Genomic DNA, 24,811 nt, shown 5'->3' on the forward strand with positions numbered 1-24,811 from the left:
AAGGCTTTTAATGAATCAATTAGATATTTTTGAATTATATAGTCCAGAATTGGATCGAACGAAAACAATCCGAGTATTTTTACCTTTAGACTATGATACAGATAAAATAAAAACATATGATGTAATCTATATGCATGATGCTCAAAACCTATTTGATCCGAAAACCTCATCATATGGACATCATTGGAAAGTGCCAGAAACGCTAAATGCACTTCAAATATCTAATCAGATAAAAGGATATATTGTAGTCGGAATTGATTGTAATCTTGAAGAACAGAGCCGCAAACGACTTGACGAATACTCTCCTTGGGTCAATTCTAATTTGAGTCAATTTTTTGGAGAAGAAACGTCAGCTGGCGGTGAAGGTTTTCAATATGTAGAATTCTTAGTTAAAACTGTTAAGCCCTATATTGATGAACATTACCGAACAAACACTAATAAAGAAAATACAATTATTGCAGGAAGCTCGATGGGAGCTGTCATCTCTTTAGTTGCCGGATTTTTATACCCTAACATTTTTACGAAAATTGGAGCATTTTCAACTGCAGCGTGGTTTGCAAAGGAAGAACTATTTCAATTCTTGAAAGACCATTTCGAGCAAACATCATCGAAAATCTATTTAGACATTGGTACAAATGAAGGTAATAACGATGACACATCTGGCACAAATGTTTATGTTTCTGATTCAATTGAATTACATGATCTATTCCTCTCCTTGGGTCAATTAAAAGATGATATGAATTTTGTCATTGAAGAAAATGCTAAACATAACGAAATTGCATGGGCGAATCGTTTTCCATCATTTATACTTTGGATGGCAAAATAAAAAGCTGAGATTTTACTCAGCTTTTTTGCATTTTATTCCGTAGATTTTAAATGCTTATTACGCAACGAATAATAAATTGGTAATCCAATTAATGTTAATACAATCCCATAAATAGCCAACATGGTTTGAGTGAATAAAGTATTAATTACGATAAATGCCCCTCCAATGATTGCTATTGAGATGACAACCGGAAAAAAAGGTACTTTGTATGGTCTGTTTAGATTTGGTTCTTTTTTACGTAAGATGATAACTGCAATAAATGTCATAGTATAGAAAATCCAAATTACAAACACAAGCATATCCGTTAATACTTCAAACCCGCCTAGTAACATCATAATAATCGCAACTAATAAAATAAACAATCCTGCATTAGAAGGTGCACCGGTTTCTGTAAGTTTACCAAACCATGTACTAAAAGGTAATTTATGTTCGCGAGCCATCACATAAGGGATTCGCATTCCTGTCATCGTATATCCATTAATTGTTCCAAATACAGAAATTAAAATACCGACGGATACGATTTTCCCTCCAATTTGGCCGAACAATATTTTTGAAACCTCTGATGCGGGTGTTGTTGTTGCTGCTAGTTGATCTGCAGTCATCACCATTAAAAAGGCAATATTAATTAATAGATATACGACCATTACAGCTGACAAACCTAAAACAATTGCTTTTGGTAAATCTCGTTTTGGATTTTTCATTTCTCCTGCAATATTTCCAACATGTATCCATCCATCGTAAGCAAACATCGTTGCTAGTAGTCCTGAACCTAACGCTGTCATAAAAGATTGGTCAGTTCCTGATTCGATTGGAAATAATTGAAATGGTACAGTTCCTTTATGTAGAAAGCCAAAGATAATTAAAATAATCAATGGTATTAGCTTACAAATCGTAAAAATAGTTTGTATTCCACCTGCAGTTTTTGCTCCTAAAAAATTCATAAAAGTAATGAATGATGCAACTATTACTGCTACGATAATGACCTTAAATTTATGTTCATTCGCACTCAATCCAAAAATCGTTACTGCTTGTGTGCCAAAAATGATTGATAGAGCCGCAATATTTGCTGGAAAGTAAATGATTGTTAGTGCCCAACCTAATAAGAATGCTATTAAGTCTCCATATGTATGCTTTAAATAGGCCATCATCCCTCCTGTTTTTGGGATCGCAGCGGCTAATTCCGCTCCTGACAATCCTGCACATATCGTAATAATTCCACCTAACAACCATGCTAGTAATCCTAAACTTGCTGAACCAGTTGAACCATAAACGGCTGTCGCTTTAAAGAATACCCCTGCTCCAATTACTGTTCCAATTACAGTAGTTAACGCTGCAAGAAAACCCATTTCTTTTTTTAAAGCTTGTTCAGTCATCTAATCCCTCTTCTCGTTTAACTACTAAAATTTTATTTAATCTCGTTCCCAAAGAAATGTTCACAAACACTAGATATTCTTTCTAAATCAACATTCCCTCCAGAAATGATTGCAACTACTTTTTTGTCTTTTACATATCGCTCAACCTTCCCAGATAGTAATGCAGCCGTTGCTAATGCGCCGGCTCCTTCTACTACAACTTTTCCTCGTTGAAGTAAGTCTTTCATTGCTACTTCGAGTTCATCTTCACTTACTATGACAATATCATCTACAAGTTCTTTTACAATTTCAAACGTCATTTTCCCAGGTACCTTAACTGCACACCCATCTGCGATTGTCGGTGCAACATAATGACTAACGATCTCACCTGCATCAACAGAAGCTTTCATCCCATGAACATTTTCGGCCTGTACACCAATAATTTGTATTGATGGATTAAACGATTTTAACGCTACTGCAATCCCAGCAATCATTCCTCCACCGCCGATTGGAACAATAACTGTGTCAACATCCCAAAGCTCGTCTAAAATTTCTAAGCCAATCGTTCCTTGACCTGCCATCACATATAAGTCATCAAATGGGTGTATGAATGTTTCTCCAGTTTCACTTCTAATTCTTGCACACTCTTCTTTTGCGTCATCAAAGGTTTCACCATATAAAATAATATTGGATCCATACCCCTCAGTAGCTTCAACTTTTGCTCTTGGTGCTGTTGCAGGCATGACAATTTTACTTTTTACGTTTAATAATTTTGAGGATAATGCAATTCCTTGTGCATGATTTCCTGCAGAGCAAGCAATGATACCATGTTTTTTTTCTTCTAAATTCAAATTTTTAATTTTGTTATAGGCACCTCGAAATTTAAATGAACCTGTTAATTGCATGTTTTCTAATTTTAAATACACTTCTCCACCGGTTTTTGCAGTCATATAAAAAGATTTTACCAAAGGAGTCGTACGTACATTACCACTTAAAATTTCACGTGCATTTTTAATATCTTTAATCGTTAATGAAAGATTTTTTTCTGAAATTGACGACACGAAATACACCCTTCCATCATTTTTTATTTACCAAAAAATAGCATATACATTCAGTTTGCTTCAAAACCGGACAAACCATTCGAGACATAAAAAAAGAAGGAGAACAGTTTCTCCTTCTTTTATCAAACATATTTAATTAAGAAATTACTTCGTTTGCAGATAATTTCACTGCTAATTTTTCTAACATATCTTCAGTCATTTTATCTAAATCAAATTTTGGATCAAAGCCCCACTCTTCTTTTGCAGCAGAACAGTCGATTGAATTTGGCCAAGAATTAGCAATACCTTGTCTAATCGGATCTACATCAAAGTCGATTGTAAAATCAGGTATTTTCTTTTGAATTGCAGCCGCAATTTCTGTTGGTTCAAATGACATTGCTGTAATATTGAAAGCATTTCGGTGCTTTAATTTTTTAGGATCAGCTTCCATTAATTTAATAATAGCGTCGATTGCATCTGGCATATACATCATATCCATATAAGTTCCTGCAGAAATAAATGAAGTATATTTTTTATGTTTTAATGCTTCATAGTAAATATCTACAGCATAATCAGTCGTTCCACCACCTGGAACTGTATCATAAGAAATTAATCCTGGGAATCTAACCCCACGTGTATCAACTCCGAATTTTTCAAAGTAATAATCACATAGTAATTCTCCAGCTACCTTAGTTACACCATACATAGTTGTTGGGCGTTGAATTGTGTCTTGTGGTGTTTGATCTTTTGGTGTACTTGGTCCAAATGCACCGATTGAACTTGGCGTAAAGAATTTTAAGCCTAATTCTCTTGAAACTTCCAATGCATTCACTAAGCCACCCATGTTTAAGTCCCAAGCTAATTTCGGTTTCGCTTCAGCAACTGCAGATAATAATGCAGCTAAATGGATGAATGTATCAACTTCATATTTTTTAGCAATTTCCAACATTTTATCTTGATCCATCACATCTAATATCTCAAAAAGACCTGTTTCAGTAATCGGACTTCCATCAATACGACGGATATCCGTTGCGATTACATTATCAATTCCGTATTCTTGTCTTAGACGGGTGGTTAATTCTGAACCAATTTGGCCTAAACAACCTGTAATTAATATTTTTTTCATTCACTTACTCCACCTTTAACTATGATAAACAACTAGTAATATTATTGTATATGTTATTGAATTACGTTTAGTTCGCGTCCAACTTTTTCATAAATCGCTAATACTTCATCAAGCATTTCTTTCGTATGAGCTGCAGTCGGCATATTACGAATTCGCCCTGTACCAAGTGGAACTGTTGGGAAAACGATAGATTTAGCATATACGCCTTCTTCATATAAACGTTTAGAGAATGTTTGAGTAAGGTTTTCATCACCGATAATACATGGAGTAATTGGTGTTTCCGAATCTCCAATGTTAAATCCAAGTTTTGATAGACCTGCTTTTAAATAATTGCCATTTTCCCAAAGTTTTTCGATTGTCTCTGGCTCTTCTGACATGATTCGAATAGCTTCAATACATGCCGCAGCTGCTGCAGGTGTTAATGAAGTTGAGAATAAAAACGGACGAGCACGAACTTTTAACCAGTCAATTAATTGTTGTGATCCCGCAACATATCCACCAACTACTCCTACTGCTTTAGAAAGTGTACCTATTTGGAAATCAATTTTATCTGATAAACCAAAATGTTTTACTGTCCCTGCTCCATTGCCCATAACGCCTGAACCATGAGCATCATCTATATATGTGATTAAACCGAATTCTTCTGCAATTTTTACGATTTCAGGAATATTTGCTACATCTCCATCCATTGAAAAAACGCCATCAGCTATGTACATAACTTTTTCATACTGTCCACTTGTAGTTGCTTCTCTTGCTTTCTCACGTAAATCATCCATATCTTGGTGTTTTACTCGAATGATTTTTGCACCAGAAAGTCGGCAACCATCAATAATTGAAGCGTGATTTAATTCATCAGAAAGGATTGCATCTTTTTTACTCATTACTGCTGAAATTGCACCCATATTACAATTAAACCCTGATTGGAAAGCGATCGCAGCTTCTGTTTTCTTAAACTTAGCAATTGTTTTTTCTAATTCCTCATGAATATCCATCGTACCATTTATTGTACGAACAGCACCTGCTCCAACGCCATATTTTTCAGTAGCATCTAATGCAGCTTTTATTAAGCGTGGTTCAGTAGCAAAGCCTAAGTAATTGTTTGAAGATAAATTAATAAATGTTTTGTCTTCAATTTTAATTTTCGATTCATTAGATCCTTGAAGTGGGTTAATCTCGTTGTAGAGCCCTTTCTCTTTTAACTCTTGTAATTGTGGAGTTAAAAATGCTTCCAATGTCTTACTTGACATATTACCAGCTCCTTCATCGTAATTGATTCATTTATTTTTTAGTTTAATGGTTAGGATTAGCCTCTTTTTTGTTTATTTTATACTTAATTAATTTAAATATAAAAAAATAATGAATAAAGCGCTTATTTATTTTCCAAATTTCTGTATAACCTAAAATAAAAATCAACTTGTAAACCGTTTTCTCGAGGCGTTCCGAATACAATTATAAATCGGACAACTAACATTAGGAATACTTTTGTCTAAATTTATAAGAAATAAATCAACTTTTTTTATATTTATTGTTTTTCTTAGCATTAACAACTGATTTTTCCGAACAATTGATACTTTATTCAGAACATTAAGATTATTAAATGTACAAAAAAGCTGAATGGATTTCCATTCAGCTTCCCTCTTAATATTATATTAGTAAATTAAATAATGTAGGATTATTATTTATTTCCATGAACTGAATGCCATGCAAATTCATTCGTTCTAATAATGCAGCGTAATCAGATTTTGATGCCAATTCAATCCCAACTAAAGCAGGACCATTGTCTTTATTATTCTTTTTTGTGTATTCGAATCTTGTAATGTCATCATTTGGTCCTAATACTTGATCAAGAAATTCACGTAATGCTCCAGAACGTTGTGGGAAATTGATAATAAAATAATGCTTCAAGCCTTCGTGAATTAATGAGCGCTCTTTTATTTCCTGTAAGCGATCAATATCGTTATTTCCTCCACTTACTATACAAACTACATTTTTACCCTTTATTTCGTCTTTAAATAGTTCCAGAGCTGCAACAGAAAGTGCTCCTGCTGGTTCTGCTATGATTGCATTTTTATTGTAAAGCTCTAAAATTGTTGTGCATATTTCTCCTTCAGGTACAGCAACAACTTGATCTAATACTTCCTTACATATCTCATACGTCATATACCCAACTTGCCCTACGGCAGCACCATCTACAAATTTTTCAATTGTTGGAAGCTTTACGACTTGCCCATTAGATATTGATTCTGCCATTGACGCAGCTCCGAGTGGTTCAACACCAATAATTTTTGTTGAAGGACTAATTCCTTTTATGTAAGTACCCACACCTGCGCTTAATCCACCGCCTCCTATTGCAACAAATAAATAGTCAACAGGTCGATCAATCTCATTTAATATTTCAACTGCCACTGTTCCTTGTCCAGCAATTACATCTAAATCATCAAATGGATGAATAAACGTCATGTTTTGTTCATCACAGTAGTCTTGAGCATTTTGATTTGCTATATCAAACGTATCTCCAACTAAAATCACTTCTACATAAGCACCACCGAAAAATTTAACTTGTGATACTTTTTGATTAGGAGTTGTTGTTGGCATAAAAATTTTGGCATGTACTTGAAGTTGATTACATGTATAAGCTACGCCTTGTGCATGATTCCCTGCACTAGCACAAACGACCCCATTTTGTCTTTGAGCTTCGTTTAAATTACTAATTTTATAATAGGCACCTCGAAGCTTAAATGATCGAATGATCTGTAAATCTTCTCTTTTTAAATACACATGACTATCATATTTTTCACTTAGCATGTCACTAATCTGCAAAGGAGTTTTGTTTGTTACCTCTTTTAACGTATTATAAGCTACTAATATTTCTTCAATCTTGACGGTGCTTTTTACTTTTTCCATTTTACTACCTTCCCTTTGCAATTTATTAGGTTCAAAATTTTATATAATCTCCATTATAGTAAAAGTTAAAAGAATAATAAACAGAAAATTCAATATTTTTATTACAATTTTATTAATAAAATATATTTAATCTTATGAAATCAATCGTAATGTTATCTTTTAAGATGTAATATGCTATGATTCTTATATGAAAATATAAACTTATAGGTGGATATAAAAATATGGATAATCATACTTTATTATTAATTGATGGTTTCAATTTGTTAAGTAGAGGCTATTTTGCCACATCTTATGGCAGAAGTGATGATCAGCTTTCTAAAACAAAAGACGGTGTTTATACAAACGCATTACGCGTGTTTATTCCAAAATTATTTAGCCTGATTCGTGAACATGAAGTTAGTCATGTGGCAATTACTTGGGATGTAAAAAGAGAAGAAACTGATCGTAGAATTAAGTATGATTTTTACAAAGCGACTCGCGGAGAACTACCGATGCCACTAATTGAACAATTTTTGACTTTAAAGACAGTTTTAGAAGAAATAGGAATTGCCCAATTAGAAATGTCACCATATGAAGCAGATGACTTAATCGGAACTCTTTCAAATAAATGGAGTCATTCGATTCAAAATAAATGCTATATTTATAGTAATGATCGTGACTTACTACAATTATTAAATGAACATACTTCTCAAATTATCGCCCAAAAAACAGGTGAAATCATTTATTCTATCGAGCATTTTAACAATGATTATGGAATTCATCCGAAACAATGGGTTGATGTAAAAGCATTATTAGGAGATTCGAGTGATAATATTCCTGGATGCCCTGGTGTTGGTGAAAAATCAGCTATTCCATTAATTCAACAATATCAATCAGTTGAAGAACTATATGAAAATATGGAAAATCTAGACCCTAAATTTAATCGTTATAAAAAGAAATTAATTGCCGGTAAAGATTCAACCATTATTAGTAAAGAATTGTCAGCAATCATGATTGATATTCCTCATTTTGAAGATTATACATTTGAGGATTTAAAGTTAAGTATTAATGAAGATAACTTAACGAATAAACTACAAGAATTGGAAATTCGCATTAGAAGATAAACTATATAAATAAACTAATTTTAATAAGTATTTCAGTTATTGTGGAGAAAACCTAAAATAAAAAGCTACATTACATTTTAATTCACACAGTAAACAATAACGAAAAAGCTCAGAGTATTTATATGACTCTGAGCTTTACTTTGTATAAGTTTTATTCCATTAAAGCCTTCTTTAATAACATATCGTCAAGCGTTAATTTTGCTGAGGATAATCTTTCTGTACATACCATTAAGCATTACTGGATTATCTTCTTTAACTGATAAAGCATCTTTATTTTTCTCACATAATTTTTCAAAGTTAATCCCTATGTCAGTACCTAATAATTTAATGATCGGTCTAATTGATTTTTTTAAAAGAGAAAGTCCTTTGTCTTTTGGTGTAAATTTATCAAATATGATAACTTCTCCATTTGGCTTCAAAACTCTCAACATCTCTTTAAGGCACTTATCTGCATCTGGAACAACCGATAAAACAAGACTTCCTATAACTACATCAAAACAACTATTGCTAAAATCCATAGCTTGAGCATCCATTTTTATAAATTGTATTGAAGAGTTCTTAAATTTATCTCTAGCCTTTTTAAGCATATCATCAGAATGGTCAATTGCTATAATTTCCAATCCATTGTGATTAATCAGTTCCAAATCTGCCCCTGTTCCAACTCCAACGAATAGTATTTTTTGATTTTTAGCAAATTGCTTTTCTTGAAATATCTCTTTTCTTGCTTTCAGAAATAGCCCTGTGTTAAAAAACTTATCGTATACAGGGGACCAAAGTTTATATATCAACCCGTTCCACCAATTGTCCATTTCAATCACCTCATTTTATGAACAGCATACGCCATTAAACTGCCCGTTAACGGAACAAGAATTATTTTTCTTCTCATTTTATTTTAACATAAATTTCCAAATACCAACCCTAATCGAAAATAAAACCTCTAATGCTTATATTCATTAGAGGTTTTATTTTGATTATTGAACTGACACTAATTCTTTTTCTTTTACATTTACTTTTTTTACGATATCGCGTGCAATCCACACACCACATGCACTTGCTTGTGCAAGACCTCGAGTAACTCCCGCTCCGTCTCCACCTAAGTAAAGACCAGAGATTTCGCTCTCAAAGTGTTCATTTAATTTTGGACGAGCTGAGTAGAATTTCGCTTCAACACCATAAAATAATGTGTGTTCTGATGCAATACCAGGTGTTACATGATTTAATGCTTCTACCATTTCAATTAAGCTCTTCATTGTATTATATGGTAAAACTAGACCTAAATCACCAGGTACAGCTTCTTTTAATGTTGGCTCTAAGAAGCCTTCTTTAATTCGTTTTTCTGTAGAGCGTCTTCCTTTTAAAATATCACCATATTTTTGAACGATAACCCCACCATGTGAAAGCATGTTAGCCAAACGTGAAACCTCGTGAGCATATTCATTTGGTTTATCAAAAGGCTCTGAGAATTGGTGAGATACTAAAAGTGCAAAGTTAGTATTCGGACTTCCAAGCTTAGGATCTTTATATGCATGACCATTTGCTGTCATAATACCTGAATGGTTTTCGACTACAACATGACCTGATGGATTACTACAGAATGTTCTGACTTTTGTTCCCACTGATGTATTAAATACGAATTTACCTTCATATAAATGCTTATTGATCTCTTCCATAACAATATCAGAAGTTTCTACACGTACACCAATATCTACTTGGTTTGTAGTCATTTTTAAACGACGTTTTTTCATTACTTCTGTTAACCATTTTGATCCGTCTCGACCTGGTACAATGACAACTTTCTCAGCTGAAAGTTCTTCGCCATTTTTTAATTTGATTCCTTTAACAATATGAGAACCATCTACTTTTTCAGTAATTAAATCCTCAACTTCTGTTTTATATTTCATATCAATTTTCGTTTTTAAGTATTCAAATATGCTTTTTAAAATCTCAAGATTTTGTTCTGTACCTAAGTGTCGAACTTGAGCACGTAATAATTTTAATCCTGCAGCGTAACCACGTCTTTCAATATCTCTTACTTCATCAGTAAGTGGATCTGTAATTGACTCTGTTGCACCATGTTGTAAGTTGATATCGTCTACATATTTAATTAAGTCTACTACATCAGAAGGAGATAAGTAGTCAGTCATCCAACCACCAAATTCACTAGTGATATTAAACTTACCATCTGAGTATGCGCCTGCTCCACCAAAACCATTTGTGATTGAACATGCTGGTAAACAACCTGAAAAATCTTTTTTACCTGCTGCTGGCGGACATTTTTCAATTTTCTTTTGTAGAATTGGACAATGTCTTGCGTATATATCATGACCTTTATCGACTAATAAAATTTTTGCGTTCGGCATTTTTAACGTTAATTCATAACAAGTAAATACTCCTGCTGGACCTGCTCCAACCACTATAACATCATACATATATTTATACCCCCATTTAAGGACTGAGTTTTTTAAATTTTAAGTTAAGTTCTGATCAACCTAAAATAGAATACCATCATTATGAAACGGTTTCAAGTAAAAATACGAACATTTTTATATTTTTATTACAAAATATTCGTTAATAAATAATTTATATACAATATTTTACATATAATAGTAATTTCTATTAGGTTTTCATCCATTATTTGATAAATCAAAAAAAGTATGGAATAGTGTTTATTCCATACTTCTTCCTTATATTAATGCTTTTTGGAAACTTGCAATTAAATCTTCAACATCCTCTAAACCAACTGAAACACGAATTAATGTATCCTTTACACCAAGTCTTTCTCTAACATCCTTTGGAATTGCTGCATGTGACATCTTCACAGGATAAGAAACAATTGTTTCTACGCCACCAAGGGACACTGCTACTGCGACATTTTCTACTTTTTGTAAAAAACGAATTGTTTGATCAATCGTTTTTAAAGTAAATGACAATACCGCTCCCCCGCCACTTGCTTGCTCAAAATGTATATCATGTCCTGGATGTTCTTTCAGACCTGGATAGTATACCTCTTCAACACATTCATTTGTTAATAACCAATTTGCTAATTTTTGTGCAGTTTGTTCATATACATCCATCCGAACTTTTAATGTTTTCAGACCTCTTAATGTTAACCAACAATCCTGTGGACCTAAAACTGCACCGAATGAATTTTGTATAGTGTATAAATCTCTTGCCAATTCTTCAGATTTAACAACCGCTAAACCACCAATTACATCGCTATGTCCTGCGATAAATTTAGTCGCACTATGAACGACGATATCAGCACCCAAATCTAAAGGTTTTTGAAAATAAGGTGACAGAAAACTATTATCAACAATTACAATTACATCATTTCTTTTCGCAATCTTAATTGCTTCTCTTAAATCAGTAATTTTCAGCAATGGGTTTGAAGGCGTTTCTAAATACAGTCCCTTTGTATTTGACTTGATTGCTGATTCGATTTCACTGATTTCTGACGCATCTATAAATGTAAATTCAATTCCAAATCGATTTAATACTTTAGTCGCTATACGAAACGTTCCTCCATAAACATCTTCACAAATAACAATATGATCTCCTGCTGAAAAAAGAGAGAGAACTGAGGAAATCGCTGCCATTCCTGATGAAAAAGCAAATCCTCTAACGCCGTTTTCTAATTGAGCAATCGTATTTTCTAAAGCTTCTCTCGTCGGGTTTCCACTTCTTGCATAATCATATTTACCTATATTTTCAATATTGGGTTGATGGAAAGTTGATGCTTGATAAATCGGAATGCTTAAAGCACCTGTAAAAGGGTCAACTTCATTACCATTATGAATTAATTTCGTACCAAATTTCATACTCATCACCCTAATGCATTCTCTAAATCGATTAGTAAATCATCTATATGTTCTATACCAACAGATAATCTTAATGTATGGTCATCTAGACCAAGCTTTCTTTTAAATTCCTCTGGCATTTCTGAATGGGTTTGAGTATGTGGGTAAGTAATCAGTGACTCTACCCCACCTAAACTTTCAGCAAATGTTATGACTTTTACACTGCTAAGCACTTTCTCTACAATACTTACATTTTTCACTTTAAACGAAATCATCGCTCCAAAGCCACTAGCTTGTTCTTTTATAATTGAATAGCCTTTGTGATTTGGAAGTCCTACGTAAAATACGTCTGTTACATTTGGATGGTTTTCTAGAAACTTTGCAAGAGTGATCGCATTTCTTTGACAATATTCCATTCTTACATGTAATGTTTTAATTCCTCTTAAAATGAGCCATGAATCAAATGGTGCTAAAGTAGCGCCTGTTGATTTTTGATAAAAGCGAATTCTTTCATTTGTTTTCTCCGAGTTTGTCACTACAAATCCCGCTAAAGTATCATTATGACCTCCTAAATATTTCGTACCACTATGAACAACGATATCTGCTCCTAATTCGATTGGTCTAAAGAAATACGGCGTTAAAAAAGTATTATCAACGATCACAACGATATTTCGTTCTTTGGCAATTTCAACAACTCGTTTTAAATCAGTTACTTTCATCATTGGATTTGAAGGTGTTTCAATAAAAATACCTCTTGTGTTTTCTTTAATAGTGTCTAGTATATTATCAATTTCCGTAGTATCAACAAAATTATGCTCAATCCCATAAGGCGAATAAATTTCTTCAAATAAACGATATGTACCACCATATAAGTCATCCGAAACAATTACGTGATCGCCTTTTTTAAATAAACTAAGTACTGCCGTGACTGCAGCATTACCTGTAGAAAATGCTACTCCAAACTCTGCATTTTCTAATTTTGCTACTGTGTTTTCAACTTCTTCTCGGGTAGGGTTTTGTAATCGAGCATAATCATATCCGGTCGATTGGTGAAGTCCCTCATGTTTAAATGTTGCTGATTGATAAATTGGGTAACTTATTGCACCTGTTAATGGATCATATCCTTTACTACCATGTACTGCAACTGTCTCAATTGATTTTTGTTTCGATTTTGAAACCACATTCGTATTTGTCATATTGAAATCCTCCATTTATCAAACTGTCTAGTTCCAGACGTTAGCTGCTCGAGGTCATTAGCCAAATCTCAGTAAAGGTTAAAAAACGCCCTTTTCTGATCTTCGTCTAATGCTTGTCGCTGCTGAGCGAACGCCTTCCACATTTCAAAACAAAAAACCACTTCCTAAAAAATAAGAAGTGGTTATGTCTCAAAATAAACATATCGTCCTTATCTTCCAGGTTTATACCTGCAGGATTTAGCACTTTCTAGTATAAAACTAGAGTTGCCGGGTTTCGTCGGGCCAGTCCCTCCACCGCTCTTGATAAGAATATTTAATTTTATAATTACAAGTATATTAATAAATCTGACAATTATCAATCATTATTTGAATTTTTTATTTTTTAATACATTATTACCTATTTATTTCCATTCGTCTGGCAATAGATTTTGATAAAGCATACTTTGATATCGATCATCGATTAATAATAATGAACCTTCATCATCTTCAGAACGTATGACACGTCCACCAGCTTGCATTACTTTATTCATCCCAGGAAACACATATGAATAATAATAACCGTTTTTACCAACTTCATTAAAATGATCTCTTAGAATATTTCTTTCTAAACAAAGCTGTGGTAAGCCTACACCGACAACTACTACTCCATTTAATCGATCACCTTTTAAGTCAATTCCTTCTGAAAAGATTCCACCAAGTACAGCAAATCCAACAAGTGTTTCTGCATTGTTTTGATCAAATTTGAGTAAAAAATCTTCTCGTTCCACTTCAGTCATCCCATTTTCTTGAACTATTATTTTTACATCACTATACTTCTCATTAAACAATTCCACACTTTGGCTCAAATACTGATAGGATGGAAAAAAAACTAAATAATTGCCTTTTTTAGCTCTAATATTTTCATAAATAGATGATACTAATTGGTCTAATGTTTTTGAACGGTCATTAAATCTTGTTGAAATCGGATTTACTTCAACCTTTAACTGTTCTTTTGAAAATGGTGAGTCTATTTTAATTGTATAATCACGTTCAATATCACCAAGCATATCTTGAAAATATTGAAGAGGTGTTAACGTTGCTGAAAAATAAATTGTAGAGTGAAATTTTTTGATTACATCATTTACGATTGTTGACGGATCAATGCAAAATAATTTCATGTGAACTTCACTTTTAAACATTTCTAAATACGATACATATTTTTCATCATAGTAACTAGCAATCTTTAAAAAATTTTGGGATTCAAAATATGTATCTAACAACAATTGCTTACGATCAGGATCCTCTTCATCTGGTAGACTTAATTCTGCAATCTCTACAAACGCCCTTATTAAATCAACAAATTCATCATCTAAATTACCCCAGACTGGCATTTTTTGATCTTGCCATTTTTTTCGAAGATTAATGAAAGATTGATTGATAAGACTCACGCTCTCAACTAGTGCTACATTAATTCCTTTATATTGCCTTTTTAATTCTAGAAACTTTGACTTATATAAACTCGAAGAATACATGTCTCTACCGCGATCAACAAGATTATGTGCCTCATCTATTAATAAAACTGAATTTCGTTTATGTTCATCAAATAATCTTTTAAGTGATACTCTTGGATCAAATATATAATTCACATCACAAATAATCGCATCTGCTGTATTTGTTAAATCTAGTGAATATTCAAAAGGACAAACTGTATGTTTTCTTGCATATGCTTCTATTTTCTCTCGACTAAGCAATTTTTCATTAGATAAAATATCTAACACAGCTTCATTAATTCGATCATAATAGCCATTTGCAAACTCACAATAATCCTTGTCACAAATCGTTTCTTCTTTGAAACATATTTTATCTTTGGCTGTTAGCGTTGTACATGACATACATAAACCTTGTTCAGTCATCCGGCCAAATGCTTCTTCTGCAACTGTGCGAGTGATTGTTTTAGACGTTAAATAAAATAACTTATTCGTTGTGGCATCACCAATTGCTTTCACTGCTGGAAAAATAGTAGAAACTGTTTTTCCAATTCCTGTAGGAGCGACAGCAAATAAATTATTTCCATCTTGAATCGATTGATAAACAGCTCCCGCTAACTTTCTTTGACCATTTCTAAAGGATGGAAATGGAAATCTCAATTCTTTTATAGAATCATTCCGTTTTTCGATGTGATCGTATTTCCATTTAGCAAATGGGTAATAAATTTTGATCACATTTTGAACGAACTTGTACAATTCTTGCTGAGAAAATGCTAATAAAAACCTCTTTTTCTCTTCAGTATGAATATTTACATACGTTAGCTGGATTGATATATGTTCAAGGTTTAATTCTTTACAAATTAGATAACCATAAACTTTTGCTTGTGCCCAATGAACGGGATAAGAGTTTTCATCATATAAGCTAACATCTTTTGCTGTTGATTTTATTTCTTCTATTATATATTTTTCATCTCTAAACAAGAGACCGTCACAGCGACCTTCTATTTGAAACGTTAAATCTTCATATTTAATTGTTCCAGAAGTCATTCTTTCCTTAAAATCTGACTCATTATATAAATTTTGAATTTTTTGATGTGCTTTTGTTCCATCTACTAATGAAACAGTATTTTGGTACCCTATATCAATACTTCCGCTTTTATGAGCATACTCAACTAGCGAACGTACAGATACTTTTATCAAATTTCCCATTCTGAGTACACTCCTTTTTTATTATATTTTACCACAAATAGTGATCATATGTTCGCTTTATATATAAAATCGAATTAAGGGGTAATGTTTAAAGTCCCAATTCCAAACAGTAACAGCCTTTTATTAAAAGTGGACTATTAAAATGAATAATAAAAAGACTGCTAAATTTAGACAGTCTCTATCTTAAAATTCTACTTATTTATCAAATCTCTCATCAGTCGGTATTCTCTTATGTTTTTCATTAATTATTTTTTTGTTAAGTATTCTAACTTCCCCAACCATTAATAATCTCATATCTTCAACAATATACTTAGCTAACTCTTCGTCAGAAATGTCATCTCCTTCAATATCAAGACGAAAATCCTGCCCTTGTAATCCGCCACCATTAGTAAACTCGATTTCAAAGTCAAATTGAACTCTTTTATCCATATTCAAGCCACCTTAAGTTAGAATTGATTTTAATTATATATTCATATTCAAGTTAATTGAAACAATGACCTTTTGATCTTCCCTGCATTTCTCCCATGGATCATTGTGTATTTCATTCATTGTTTACTTTTTCTTCTATAATCAATTTTTTATTCGGCCTGTTCCTTCCAGTATTTTAGTACTTCTCTCTCTTGAATTTCATATCGGTCCTCCCCATCAAAATAGAAGTCTTGACCACATTGACTATTTGTCACTTGTATCGTTTGATAGTTTAACTCTTTCCCATTGTCCAATGTAAAGCTACCAGTGGACGCATAATACGTACACTTCTCGTCAATAGCGGTTCTTTTCCCTTTTTCGTCAACATAGAAATATTTATTAGATATTGTTGCGCCCTCATCAAACCTAAAAAGCGAAGACGTTAAATACACACCATAACGATTTATATTAGTACCTTCTAATTGTTTTAAAGATGCTTCAATTACCGGGATAACGGAATATGTCCCCTCTTTTTCTAGGACAGGTGTATCAGTTACATTATAGAAGACCGTAATCGTTCCTTCAAAACCATTTGGAATAAGAAACAACTCATTTGTATCTGGTACTTCTTGAGTAGAACAACCGCCAATTATAAATATAGCAATAATTAACATTAAACATTTTTTCACAGTTATTACTCCTTCTTACTGATCTTACTTCTATATAATAATAAATTGTTGTAATATCTTTTTTAAACAAATATCTTATAGAACTATGTTGGAAGTTAGCACAATTAAAAATAGACTGCGGTAGCAGCCTATCGTATTGCAACTTACGTTTTCTTTAGTTGCATAAGGAAGAATGAACCTTTGCGTTAAAGGAATTATTTACTATACGTTGATTTCCAATTCTCACTCCAAGATTGGTAATCTACAACATCTAATAAATAAGGATTACCATATGACAAATTGCAATTTCCATAAAGTAAGTGACAGCTTTAACATATTATTATTACTTCTCATTAACATTCTCCTTCTTCTGAAACTTCATATGTTGTTAAGAGTAATGTTCTGAAAATAATTGTTATCCGTTTTTTACTTTTTCCTTATTCCACTAAACTTCCATTTACTGCAATAAAAAATGAGCCATAATTATGACTCATGATTTTCTACAATTAGACAATTAGATTAATCCCTATTTTACGCCACTAACAAGTTGCCTCATGGAGTTTAACTGAGAAGATAGCTCATTAAACCAATCCTCATCCCCCGTTGAGAGTGCCAAGTCAATTAGAAAGCGAACCTGTTCTTTGTTTGCCACTTTCGAATCAGGCATTTTCTTTACGTTTTTATTTCTCATGTGAATGGTTTTTCCAACTGTCGTTTTATTATCTGAAGTAATTACATTTACCTTTACTATTTCATCAAGATTAGTAAGTGAATCAATATAACCTATTACTAATTCTCCATCCGCTGATTTACCTTTAACCCAGTCACCTGTTTTTAAAATAGTTTCATTATTTATATTCATTTTTTCCACCTTCTTATATAGAGTTATAAGTTAAAAATTTTGTGATCATAACAACACTTACGTTGAACTGTAATGTTTTTTATTACAATTTGATTAAAAGAAGGCATAGCCTTCACTTTTTTAGCTGCTCACTTCTCACATTTGATATGATCGACAATGTCCTTTATAGTGTATTGCTTTAAATATCCCCCAAGATGTTCTTCTGCACCTAAGAAAATATTAAAAAGAACATTTTGCATATTTGCCCCAACAACACATTTTCCATTTGATTCAGGGCACTTAGGCTGCAATGCCCCCTCAGAGGTGATCATGTAAATATCCCATAGATTCACTTCATTCAAATCTAAGGCAAATATAAATCCACCACCAGTTCCTTCTTTCGATTGTATAAATCCATGCTTTTTTAACAAACTAAGCACTTTACGAATACGTACTGGATGGACACAGGCACTCTCTGATATTGCATCACTTGTAGACATCCGGTCCGGCTGCAGCGCAAGATAAGTTAAACTATGAATGGCAAGTGTGAAATCACTGTTCATGCCCCTGCCTCCTAAAAATTTACTTTATATTCTTTGATGATATTATTTAGTACTGTAATACTATGTGTTACAGATTTGTTTGTCAAGAAAACTGACATTTCTCTACTATCAATGTTACTTATTAATTAGCTACTTCTTGTAATCTATTGTATGAGATTGTTCTTAGCTTACGAGGAAGAAAACTACGAATTTCATCCTCATTATAACCAACTTGTAATCTTTTTTCGTCTTGAATTATTGGCATGCGCAACATTTTGGGATTATTTATTATTAATTTATATAATTCATTAAGCGGGAGCGATTCAATATTTATATTTAATTCCTGAAACGTTTTTGATTTATTCGATATAATCTCTTCCGTTCCAGTTTCTGTCATGCGAAGAATAGATTTAATCTCCTCATGTGTAAGTGATTCATTCATAATATTTTTAACACTATATTCAATATGATGTTCATCTAGCCATGCTTTTGCTTTGCGACAAGATGTACAGCTTGGTGTTACATATAGATTTACCATTCTTTTACACACTCCTAATATTTAAAATGTAATAATAAAAATTACAGTTAGGATAAAAAAGTAATAATGTATTAATAAAATAAATTAAGTTGACCTCTTTACTCAATTTATATGAGTATACTGTAATTTTATTCTTTACAGTTAAAAGTGTCAACTATATTTTTTAAGTTTACATATGGGGAGTGTTTTCTACTTATAGGAAATAATTTTTGCTACAATATTAGTCTAATTATAAAAATTTGATAAATTAGTAAAATCAATAAAAAAACAAATAAATAGATAACATAAAAGCACGGATAGAATTAATAGTTCAAAAAACAGAAAAACCAAACATATGGCTTCTCTGTTTCTCGTTTTTCAAATACTCTCTTCTTACAAGTTATTTAAAGTAGATTTATTCATTTAAGCTTGGACAAATTCCGGAATCGGGTCATTAAATTCATTCCAATCCAATTCCATCTCATCTTTAGTTAATAAACATTTATCAAGTGATTCTTCAATCAGGCTTCGATTCAAATCGATTCCAATTAAAACAAGTTCAGTAATGCGGTCACCAAAGATATCATCCCATTTATTGTCTAATAATTGATCTTCTTTTCTCATTTCCTCTTGTTCTATTTGTGTTAATGTAACGATCCACTCACCTGCTCCTTGAATTGTAATGGTCGATCCTGCTTGTGATAACATTCCAACCATATCATTTCTTGATGCTAACCAAAAGAATCCTTTTGCTCTTACAATATCAACTGGCCAATTCTCTAACCATTGATATAAACGTTCAGGATGAAATGGTTTTTTACGACGGTAAACGAATGAGCTTATTCCGTACTCTTCGGATTCTGGGATATGGTCTTCATTTAATTCCTTAATCCATCCTGCTGCTTGACTTGCTTTATCAAAGTCAAATAGGTGAGTATTTAATACAGAGTTTAATTTTACATTTGAAAATGTTGTAGGAATAATTTTTGCTTCGGCATTAATTTTCATTAAAAAAGCAGTTAATTCTTTTACATCATGGTCTTCTATTAAATCAATTTTATTTAAAATGATGATATCGGCAAATTCTGCTTGTTCAAGAAGCAGATCTGCAATTTCACGTTTATCTGTTTGATCTGTTCCCTGTTGACGATCTATTAACGATTCACCTGATGAATAATCCTCCCAAAAACTGTTCGCATCAATTACAGTTACCATTGTATCTAATCGGGTTTTGTTAGTTATATCGATTCCTAACTCATCATCCACATAAGTGAACGTTTGTGCCACAGGAATTGGTTCACTGATGCCAGATGACTCGATTACTATGTAATCTATTCCTCCTGCATCAACTAATCTTTCAACTTCTTTCATTAGATCATCTCTCAAAGTACAACAAATGCATCCGTTTTGCATTTCCACTAACTTTTCTTCGGTACGTGAAAAACCTCCATTTTTTACAAGTTGAGCATCAACATTTATTTCACTCATGTCATTTACAATAACAGCAACTTTTAAGCTTTCTCGATTAGTCAAAATATGATTTAATAAAGTGGTTTTTCCTGAACCTAAAAATCCACTTAATACAGTAATTGGCACCTTCATTAATAACTCTCCTAATTATAAACTAAACGAATTAAAACGTAATAATTACGAATTACATCGATCGATAATCATTATAAACCGTATTGGTTACGTTTTGCAAGCAGGAAATAGAACCGTTGCTTCTACAAAACAGTAAATATAACATTGATTAGTATATTTACTGATCAATTCAAAGATTTATTTCTTATTCAACTAAACTACCAGTTTGTTCAAAAAAAAAAGCCGCATATGCGACTCGAGATATTCAACTAAAGCGCTCGTTAGTTGAAATAAAGGAAGCTATAATTTACACTTCTTATTTATTTTTTATTATGTTCTCTAATCTGATACTCTTCCATATTACAAGGATATAAATTAAAATTTCTTTTTTTCAATATCATTCGTAAACGGTCACAATTATTCCATCCATATTGTTACCCGAAATTTCATAATAGCTATTATCATTTACGTTAATCTCTCTCCTTTGAAATATAGGGTAATAAGTAATCTTGTATTTTTTCCGATTAATTCTAGCAGTAATTTGTTTTTCTTCTTTTAGGTAATCTAGATATTCTTCTAAAGCAAAATTCTTATCCTTCATAATCGAACTATGTGGCAAACCAACATAGCGTATATGCCAAGGTTCATATTGAATTCCTGTTACATCCGTTTTATCCCTCGGATAGCGTAAAATGAACCCATATTTCCAAGCATTATTTTCTATCCACTTTCCTTCGGGCGCTTCCGTCATCTTCATCTGAGTTGATCCTACATCTAGAGATAACCCCAAATTGTGCTCGCTATAGCCGGCTGGCAAGGCATAGGCAGAACCCATTTCTTGATATAGTATACTTTGTTCCTCAAAGTCTCGAAAGCCACTAGTAATGCAGAAATTACGAACTCCATCTTTTTCTGCTGCAGTAATCAGCTCTGAAAATCTACGCGCTATTTCCTCTGACAAATAAATTTCGCTATCGATCAATTCGAATCCCTTTGTCAATTCATTGTGTGTAGATAGATTTATTACATCCGATCTAATACTTTCTGGGTGAACTGGAATTTTACTGTTGACCAAAAGCAGATTTCCCTGATAGATTTGTTCTACTGCTATCTCTTTTTTGGTAATTTTTTCATAAGTCCTTTTTCCCTCTACTTCATCATATACCTTTTGTTTTTGTTTTTGAGTTACTACTTTTGGTTCAAATAACGGTTCAATATTTATGACAGTTAAACAAATGCACAATAATAATAATACTAGAAATCCCTGCTTCTTCATTTTTCAGTTTTCTCCTTATTCTTCTTTGGGAGGGATTGCTTTCAATAACTAAAGAATAAAAAACCTTGGATTGTATGAGATCATACGATCCAAGGTTTCACGTCCCCAAAAAACGATAAGGGTGATTCGATATGGTTTAATTTGCTCCTTCTGGTGCCGTTGGATTTTTCTCAATCTCAACGATTTCCCCGGTTTTGGAGTTTACAGATGCGGTGTAAAGATCGTTCCACTTAATTCCGATTTCTCTGCCTGCCTTTAAATTTTCTTTCGCTTCGATGAGTTCAGCATCGGAATATGTGTATTTTTGATCTTCAAAGGTTACAAAATAGAACGTTCCTTCCATATCTACTCGGTCGCAGAAAGTCCCGGAGGCAACCATGCCATTTAATGAAACCTTAAATTTTTCTTCAATCGCTTTTTTCGCAATCTCTATAGCTTCCTCATCATTCATATCTTGACTTGTTCTTTTTGAAGCCATATATGGCGAATCTTGGATTTGTGAAATTTGGTGATGTTGACCTATGACCTCCACCTTTTTGGCATCGGTACCTGAAAAAGCAAATGTCGTCATAACGCCGTTTGTTGCAACCAATGCCGTTGCTATACCCGCAGTGAATGTTGTTGCGAAAATCTTTTTTTTCATCCTTCATTACCTCCAGCATTTTAATTAGTGTTTCGTAGCTACAAACCTAGTATGATGGAGCAGTATTATGAACTAATCTTCAAGTTGTTAAAGAGTTGTAAAATAAATAGAAACCCTCGTATATTCATTTTCTTTTGAATCAATTTGTATTTTTGCATGATGAAGTTGGGCGATCTGATTACAAATAGATAAGCCAAGCCCAATCCCACCTAGTTCTTTTGAACGGGACCGGTCTACTACATAAAATGCTTCTGTAATTTTCGCAATGTCCTTCTCAGGTATGCCTCTTCCATAATCCAATACTTCAAGTACAACACCTTCGTGGTAATGGTAACTTCTCAATAGGATTTCTTCCCCGTACAATGAAGCTTTTATGCTGTTTTCTACTAAGTTAATTAACAAAGACTGCAATAGTTCTTGGTCTCCGTAGACTACCTCAGCAATACACTCATATTTGATTTTCATCTGTTTTTCCTCTATATGATGTCGTTCCATGTTTACCACATATGAAAAAAGCTTCTCTATATTAACAGGTTCCAAGGTAATCTGTTCACTCTTCAAATATAACATTTGCATCATTTTTCCTGAAAGGACATCCAGCCGTGCAATATGCTCATAAATGTAATGGACCGCCATTTTCCTTTCTTCCTCATTAAAATTAGCATGATTTAAAAACTCGCTATATCCCTTGATAGCCGTAATGGGTGTTTTCAGTTCATGCGTGAGGTTGTTGATGAATATTTCTTTGTCTTCACTCACCTTTTTAATCGTTTCAATATGATTGGAAACAGCATCAACCATCCTGTTAAAATCTTGTGCTAATTCTCCAAACTCGTCGTTCCCTCTTATTATTACTCTTTGATCATAAGCACCTGCAGAAATCGCCTTTACACCTTTATTTAACTTGCGAATGGGTGCAGTTAATTGAAATAATAAAAAAATAAGCGCTGCCGATAAAATCAAAGAAATCACAAAACTCAATGTAATAAAATACTGCCGTAGTGTAACATAATATTCCTGTAAATAATCAGAATTTCTGGAGATAACTAGTTTTAAATCCTTGAAATCCATTTTCCCACCGATAAACAGCCATAGCTCATCGTTCATCTTTCTGTATACGGTTTTGTATGGATCTCCATTCTGTTCTGCCCGATCCCCTACAAATTGATAGGCATTTGAAAAGATTAATTGATCCGCTTGGTAAATCTCTAAAAGGATATCATCTTTATAATAATGTGCAGCGAAATTAGCAATCACAGGTTCATAGTTGATATTTCCAGTATCTTCAGTATACTCACTCAGTATATAGCTTAATGATTTTTCGATGCTCCTAAACTCGGTCACTCCTCTTGAGATATCCAGCTGTTCGTTTAGTTGGTAACTCTTTTTTAAAAGTCCATAGGCTCCAAGGTCGAAAGCGATTAAAAATACAATCAACACAGACAGATACGTTTTCTGCCAAAATTTCATCTCTACACCTCTAGCCTGTAACCGTATTTATAAACCGTTTTGATCCGGGTCTCCCAATTTAGTTTCTTTCTAAGCTTCTGAATATGCACGTCAACAGTTCTTGTGTCCCCATAAAAATCGAAGCCCCAGGTTTGCTCAATAATTTTCTCACGGGAAAGCGCGATATTTTTATTTTGTATAAGAAAATCCAATAAGCGGAATTCCTTATTTGTCATTTCTATTTCTTGTCCATGAACAGTCACTGTATGCTTTTCCAATTCAACAACGGTGCCATCCAGCCTAAATTCGTTTGCGACCTTTTGGTTTCTTCTTAAAATGACATGGATACGAGCGATAAGTTCCACTGCTTCAAAAGGCTTGATTATATAATCTTCCGCTCCGATCTCCAAGCCATGCACTTTATCAGTAACCTTATTTCTTGCAGTCAAGAAGATAACCGGTACGTTACGTTTCACAATATCCTGTACGATTTCAAACCCGTCTCTGCCAGGCAGCATCACGTCTAGGATAACTAGATCGATTCGTATCTCATTTAATGTTTTCAAAATTTGATCTCCACTATATAATTGGACATACTCATGCCCGACCATCTTTAAATTTACGGCAATCAAATCGTTAATTGCCTTCTCATCATCTACAATCAGTATTTTCGCCATAAGAATACACCTCCCCTACATGTTAGCAGGATTCTATCATAGAGTTGTAAACGAGTTGTAAAAAATTTAATTTCCCTATAGTCTAACCCCTCAGTACAAATAACATTAAATAAGAAATCATTTATTTCTTTTTTTAATAAGTCTATATTTATATATTTTTTCCAGCTCTTGTGTCACTGATATAAAGTAA

At 33.0% G+C, this 24,811-nt stretch carries 22 protein-coding genes and 1 riboswitch; of the genes, 2 read left to right on the forward strand and 20 right to left on the reverse strand.

Going from position 1 to position 24,811, the window contains the following annotated elements; all coding sequences use genetic code 11:
• Positions 1-10 precede the first annotated feature (10 nt).
• Entirely contained in the window at positions 11-826 is an 816-nt protein-coding gene (locus CAB05_RS03280; RefSeq protein ID WP_087998376.1) for an alpha/beta hydrolase, read from the forward strand.
• 32 nt (positions 827-858) lie between these two features.
• Here CAB05_RS03280 and CAB05_RS03285 read toward each other — a convergent pair whose 3' ends face one another.
• The 5 genes from CAB05_RS03285 to ilvA all read right to left on the reverse strand — a co-directional run bounded on the left by CAB05_RS03285 (position 859) and on the right by ilvA (position 7,248).
• On the reverse strand, positions 859-2,199 hold the full coding sequence (locus tag CAB05_RS03285; protein ID WP_087998377.1) for an APC family permease: 1,341 nt from the start codon (positions 2,197-2,199) through the stop codon (positions 859-861).
• A 32-nt stretch (positions 2,200-2,231) separates the two neighbouring features.
• Entirely contained in the window at positions 2,232-3,230 is a 999-nt protein-coding gene (gene tdcB, locus CAB05_RS03290) for a bifunctional threonine ammonia-lyase/L-serine ammonia-lyase TdcB (RefSeq protein WP_087998612.1), read from the reverse strand.
• A gap of 145 nt (positions 3,231-3,375) precedes the next feature.
• On the reverse strand, positions 3,376-4,344 hold the full coding sequence (locus CAB05_RS03295) for an L-threonine 3-dehydrogenase (RefSeq protein WP_087998378.1): 969 nt from the start codon (positions 4,342-4,344) through the stop codon (positions 3,376-3,378).
• A 53-nt stretch (positions 4,345-4,397) separates the two neighbouring features.
• The gene (locus CAB05_RS03300; protein WP_087998379.1) at positions 4,398-5,591 is read right to left on the reverse strand and encodes a glycine C-acetyltransferase; all 1,194 of its coding nucleotides are present in this window, start codon (positions 5,589-5,591) and stop codon (positions 4,398-4,400) included.
• 397 nt (positions 5,592-5,988) lie between these two features.
• Positions 5,989-7,248: a threonine ammonia-lyase IlvA gene (gene ilvA, locus CAB05_RS03305; RefSeq protein ID WP_087998380.1), complete on the reverse strand. Its 1,260-nt coding sequence runs from the start codon at positions 7,246-7,248 to the stop codon at positions 5,989-5,991.
• Between the two features lie 221 nt (positions 7,249-7,469).
• On the opposite strand from ilvA, the gene CAB05_RS03310 reads away from it, so the two are divergent.
• The gene (locus CAB05_RS03310; protein WP_087998381.1) at positions 7,470-8,351 is read left to right on the forward strand and encodes a 5'-3' exonuclease; all 882 of its coding nucleotides are present in this window, start codon (positions 7,470-7,472) and stop codon (positions 8,349-8,351) included.
• Positions 8,352-8,536: 185 nt separating this feature from the next.
• Here CAB05_RS03310 and CAB05_RS03315 read toward each other — a convergent pair whose 3' ends face one another.
• The 15 genes from CAB05_RS03315 to CAB05_RS03385 form a co-directional block, all read right to left on the reverse strand.
• The gene (locus CAB05_RS03315; RefSeq protein WP_087998382.1) at positions 8,537-9,160 is read right to left on the reverse strand and encodes a class I SAM-dependent methyltransferase; all 624 of its coding nucleotides are present in this window, start codon (positions 9,158-9,160) and stop codon (positions 8,537-8,539) included.
• Positions 9,161-9,322: 162 nt separating this feature from the next.
• Positions 9,323-10,780: an NAD(P)/FAD-dependent oxidoreductase gene (locus CAB05_RS03320; protein WP_087998383.1), complete on the reverse strand. Its 1,458-nt coding sequence runs from the start codon at positions 10,778-10,780 to the stop codon at positions 9,323-9,325.
• 255 nt (positions 10,781-11,035) lie between these two features.
• A complete protein-coding gene (locus CAB05_RS03325) occupies positions 11,036-12,169 on the reverse strand; it encodes a trans-sulfuration enzyme family protein (protein WP_087998384.1) in 1,134 nt (377 codons plus the stop codon).
• Positions 12,170-12,174: 5 nt separating this feature from the next.
• Positions 12,175-13,344, reverse strand: a complete 1,170-nt coding sequence (locus CAB05_RS03330; protein ID WP_087998385.1) for a trans-sulfuration enzyme family protein — start codon at positions 13,342-13,344, stop codon at positions 12,175-12,177.
• Between the two features lie 206 nt (positions 13,345-13,550).
• A riboswitch (SAM riboswitch) is annotated at positions 13,551-13,654 on the reverse strand.
• Between the two features lie 91 nt (positions 13,655-13,745).
• The gene (locus tag CAB05_RS03335; protein WP_087998386.1) at positions 13,746-16,019 is read right to left on the reverse strand and encodes a helicase C-terminal domain-containing protein; all 2,274 of its coding nucleotides are present in this window, start codon (positions 16,017-16,019) and stop codon (positions 13,746-13,748) included.
• A 195-nt stretch (positions 16,020-16,214) separates the two neighbouring features.
• The gene (locus CAB05_RS03340) at positions 16,215-16,448 is read right to left on the reverse strand and encodes a cyclase (protein ID WP_087998387.1); all 234 of its coding nucleotides are present in this window, start codon (positions 16,446-16,448) and stop codon (positions 16,215-16,217) included.
• Positions 16,449-16,597: 149 nt separating this feature from the next.
• A complete protein-coding gene (locus CAB05_RS03345) occupies positions 16,598-17,116 on the reverse strand; it encodes a DUF6843 domain-containing protein (protein ID WP_087998388.1) in 519 nt (172 codons plus the stop codon).
• A gap of 505 nt (positions 17,117-17,621) precedes the next feature.
• Positions 17,622-17,957, reverse strand: a complete 336-nt coding sequence (locus CAB05_RS03350) for an IDEAL domain-containing protein (protein ID WP_087998389.1) — start codon at positions 17,955-17,957, stop codon at positions 17,622-17,624.
• Between the two features lie 128 nt (positions 17,958-18,085).
• Complete coding sequence (locus CAB05_RS03355; RefSeq protein ID WP_087998390.1) at positions 18,086-18,499, reverse strand: RrF2 family transcriptional regulator; 414 nt, start codon at positions 18,497-18,499, stop codon at positions 18,086-18,088.
• Between the two features lie 121 nt (positions 18,500-18,620).
• The gene (gene spxA / locus CAB05_RS03360; RefSeq protein ID WP_087998391.1) at positions 18,621-19,016 is read right to left on the reverse strand and encodes a transcriptional regulator SpxA; all 396 of its coding nucleotides are present in this window, start codon (positions 19,014-19,016) and stop codon (positions 18,621-18,623) included.
• Positions 19,017-19,418: 402 nt separating this feature from the next.
• On the reverse strand, positions 19,419-20,597 hold the full coding sequence (locus CAB05_RS03365; RefSeq protein WP_087998392.1) for a GTP-binding protein: 1,179 nt from the start codon (positions 20,595-20,597) through the stop codon (positions 19,419-19,421).
• 376 nt (positions 20,598-20,973) lie between these two features.
• The gene (vanY, locus tag CAB05_RS03370) at positions 20,974-21,852 is read right to left on the reverse strand and encodes a VanY-A/VanY-F/VanY-M family D-Ala-D-Ala carboxypeptidase (RefSeq protein ID WP_087998393.1); all 879 of its coding nucleotides are present in this window, start codon (positions 21,850-21,852) and stop codon (positions 20,974-20,976) included.
• A 136-nt stretch (positions 21,853-21,988) separates the two neighbouring features.
• On the reverse strand, positions 21,989-22,495 hold the full coding sequence (locus CAB05_RS03375) for a hypothetical protein (RefSeq protein ID WP_087998394.1): 507 nt from the start codon (positions 22,493-22,495) through the stop codon (positions 21,989-21,991).
• An 87-nt stretch (positions 22,496-22,582) separates the two neighbouring features.
• Positions 22,583-23,965 carry a sensor histidine kinase gene (locus tag CAB05_RS03380; RefSeq protein ID WP_087998395.1) on the reverse strand — a complete coding sequence of 461 codons (1,383 nt, stop codon included), beginning with the start codon at positions 23,963-23,965 and terminating at the stop codon, positions 22,583-22,585.
• 2 nt (positions 23,966-23,967) lie between these two features.
• Entirely contained in the window at positions 23,968-24,621 is a 654-nt protein-coding gene (locus CAB05_RS03385; RefSeq protein ID WP_087998396.1) for a response regulator transcription factor, read from the reverse strand.
• Positions 24,622-24,811: the final 190 nt, after the last annotated feature.

It is taken from the genome of Gottfriedia solisilvae, from assembly GCF_002128405.1.
Lineage (GTDB): Bacteria > Bacillota > Bacilli > Bacillales > Bacillaceae_G > Gottfriedia > Gottfriedia solisilvae.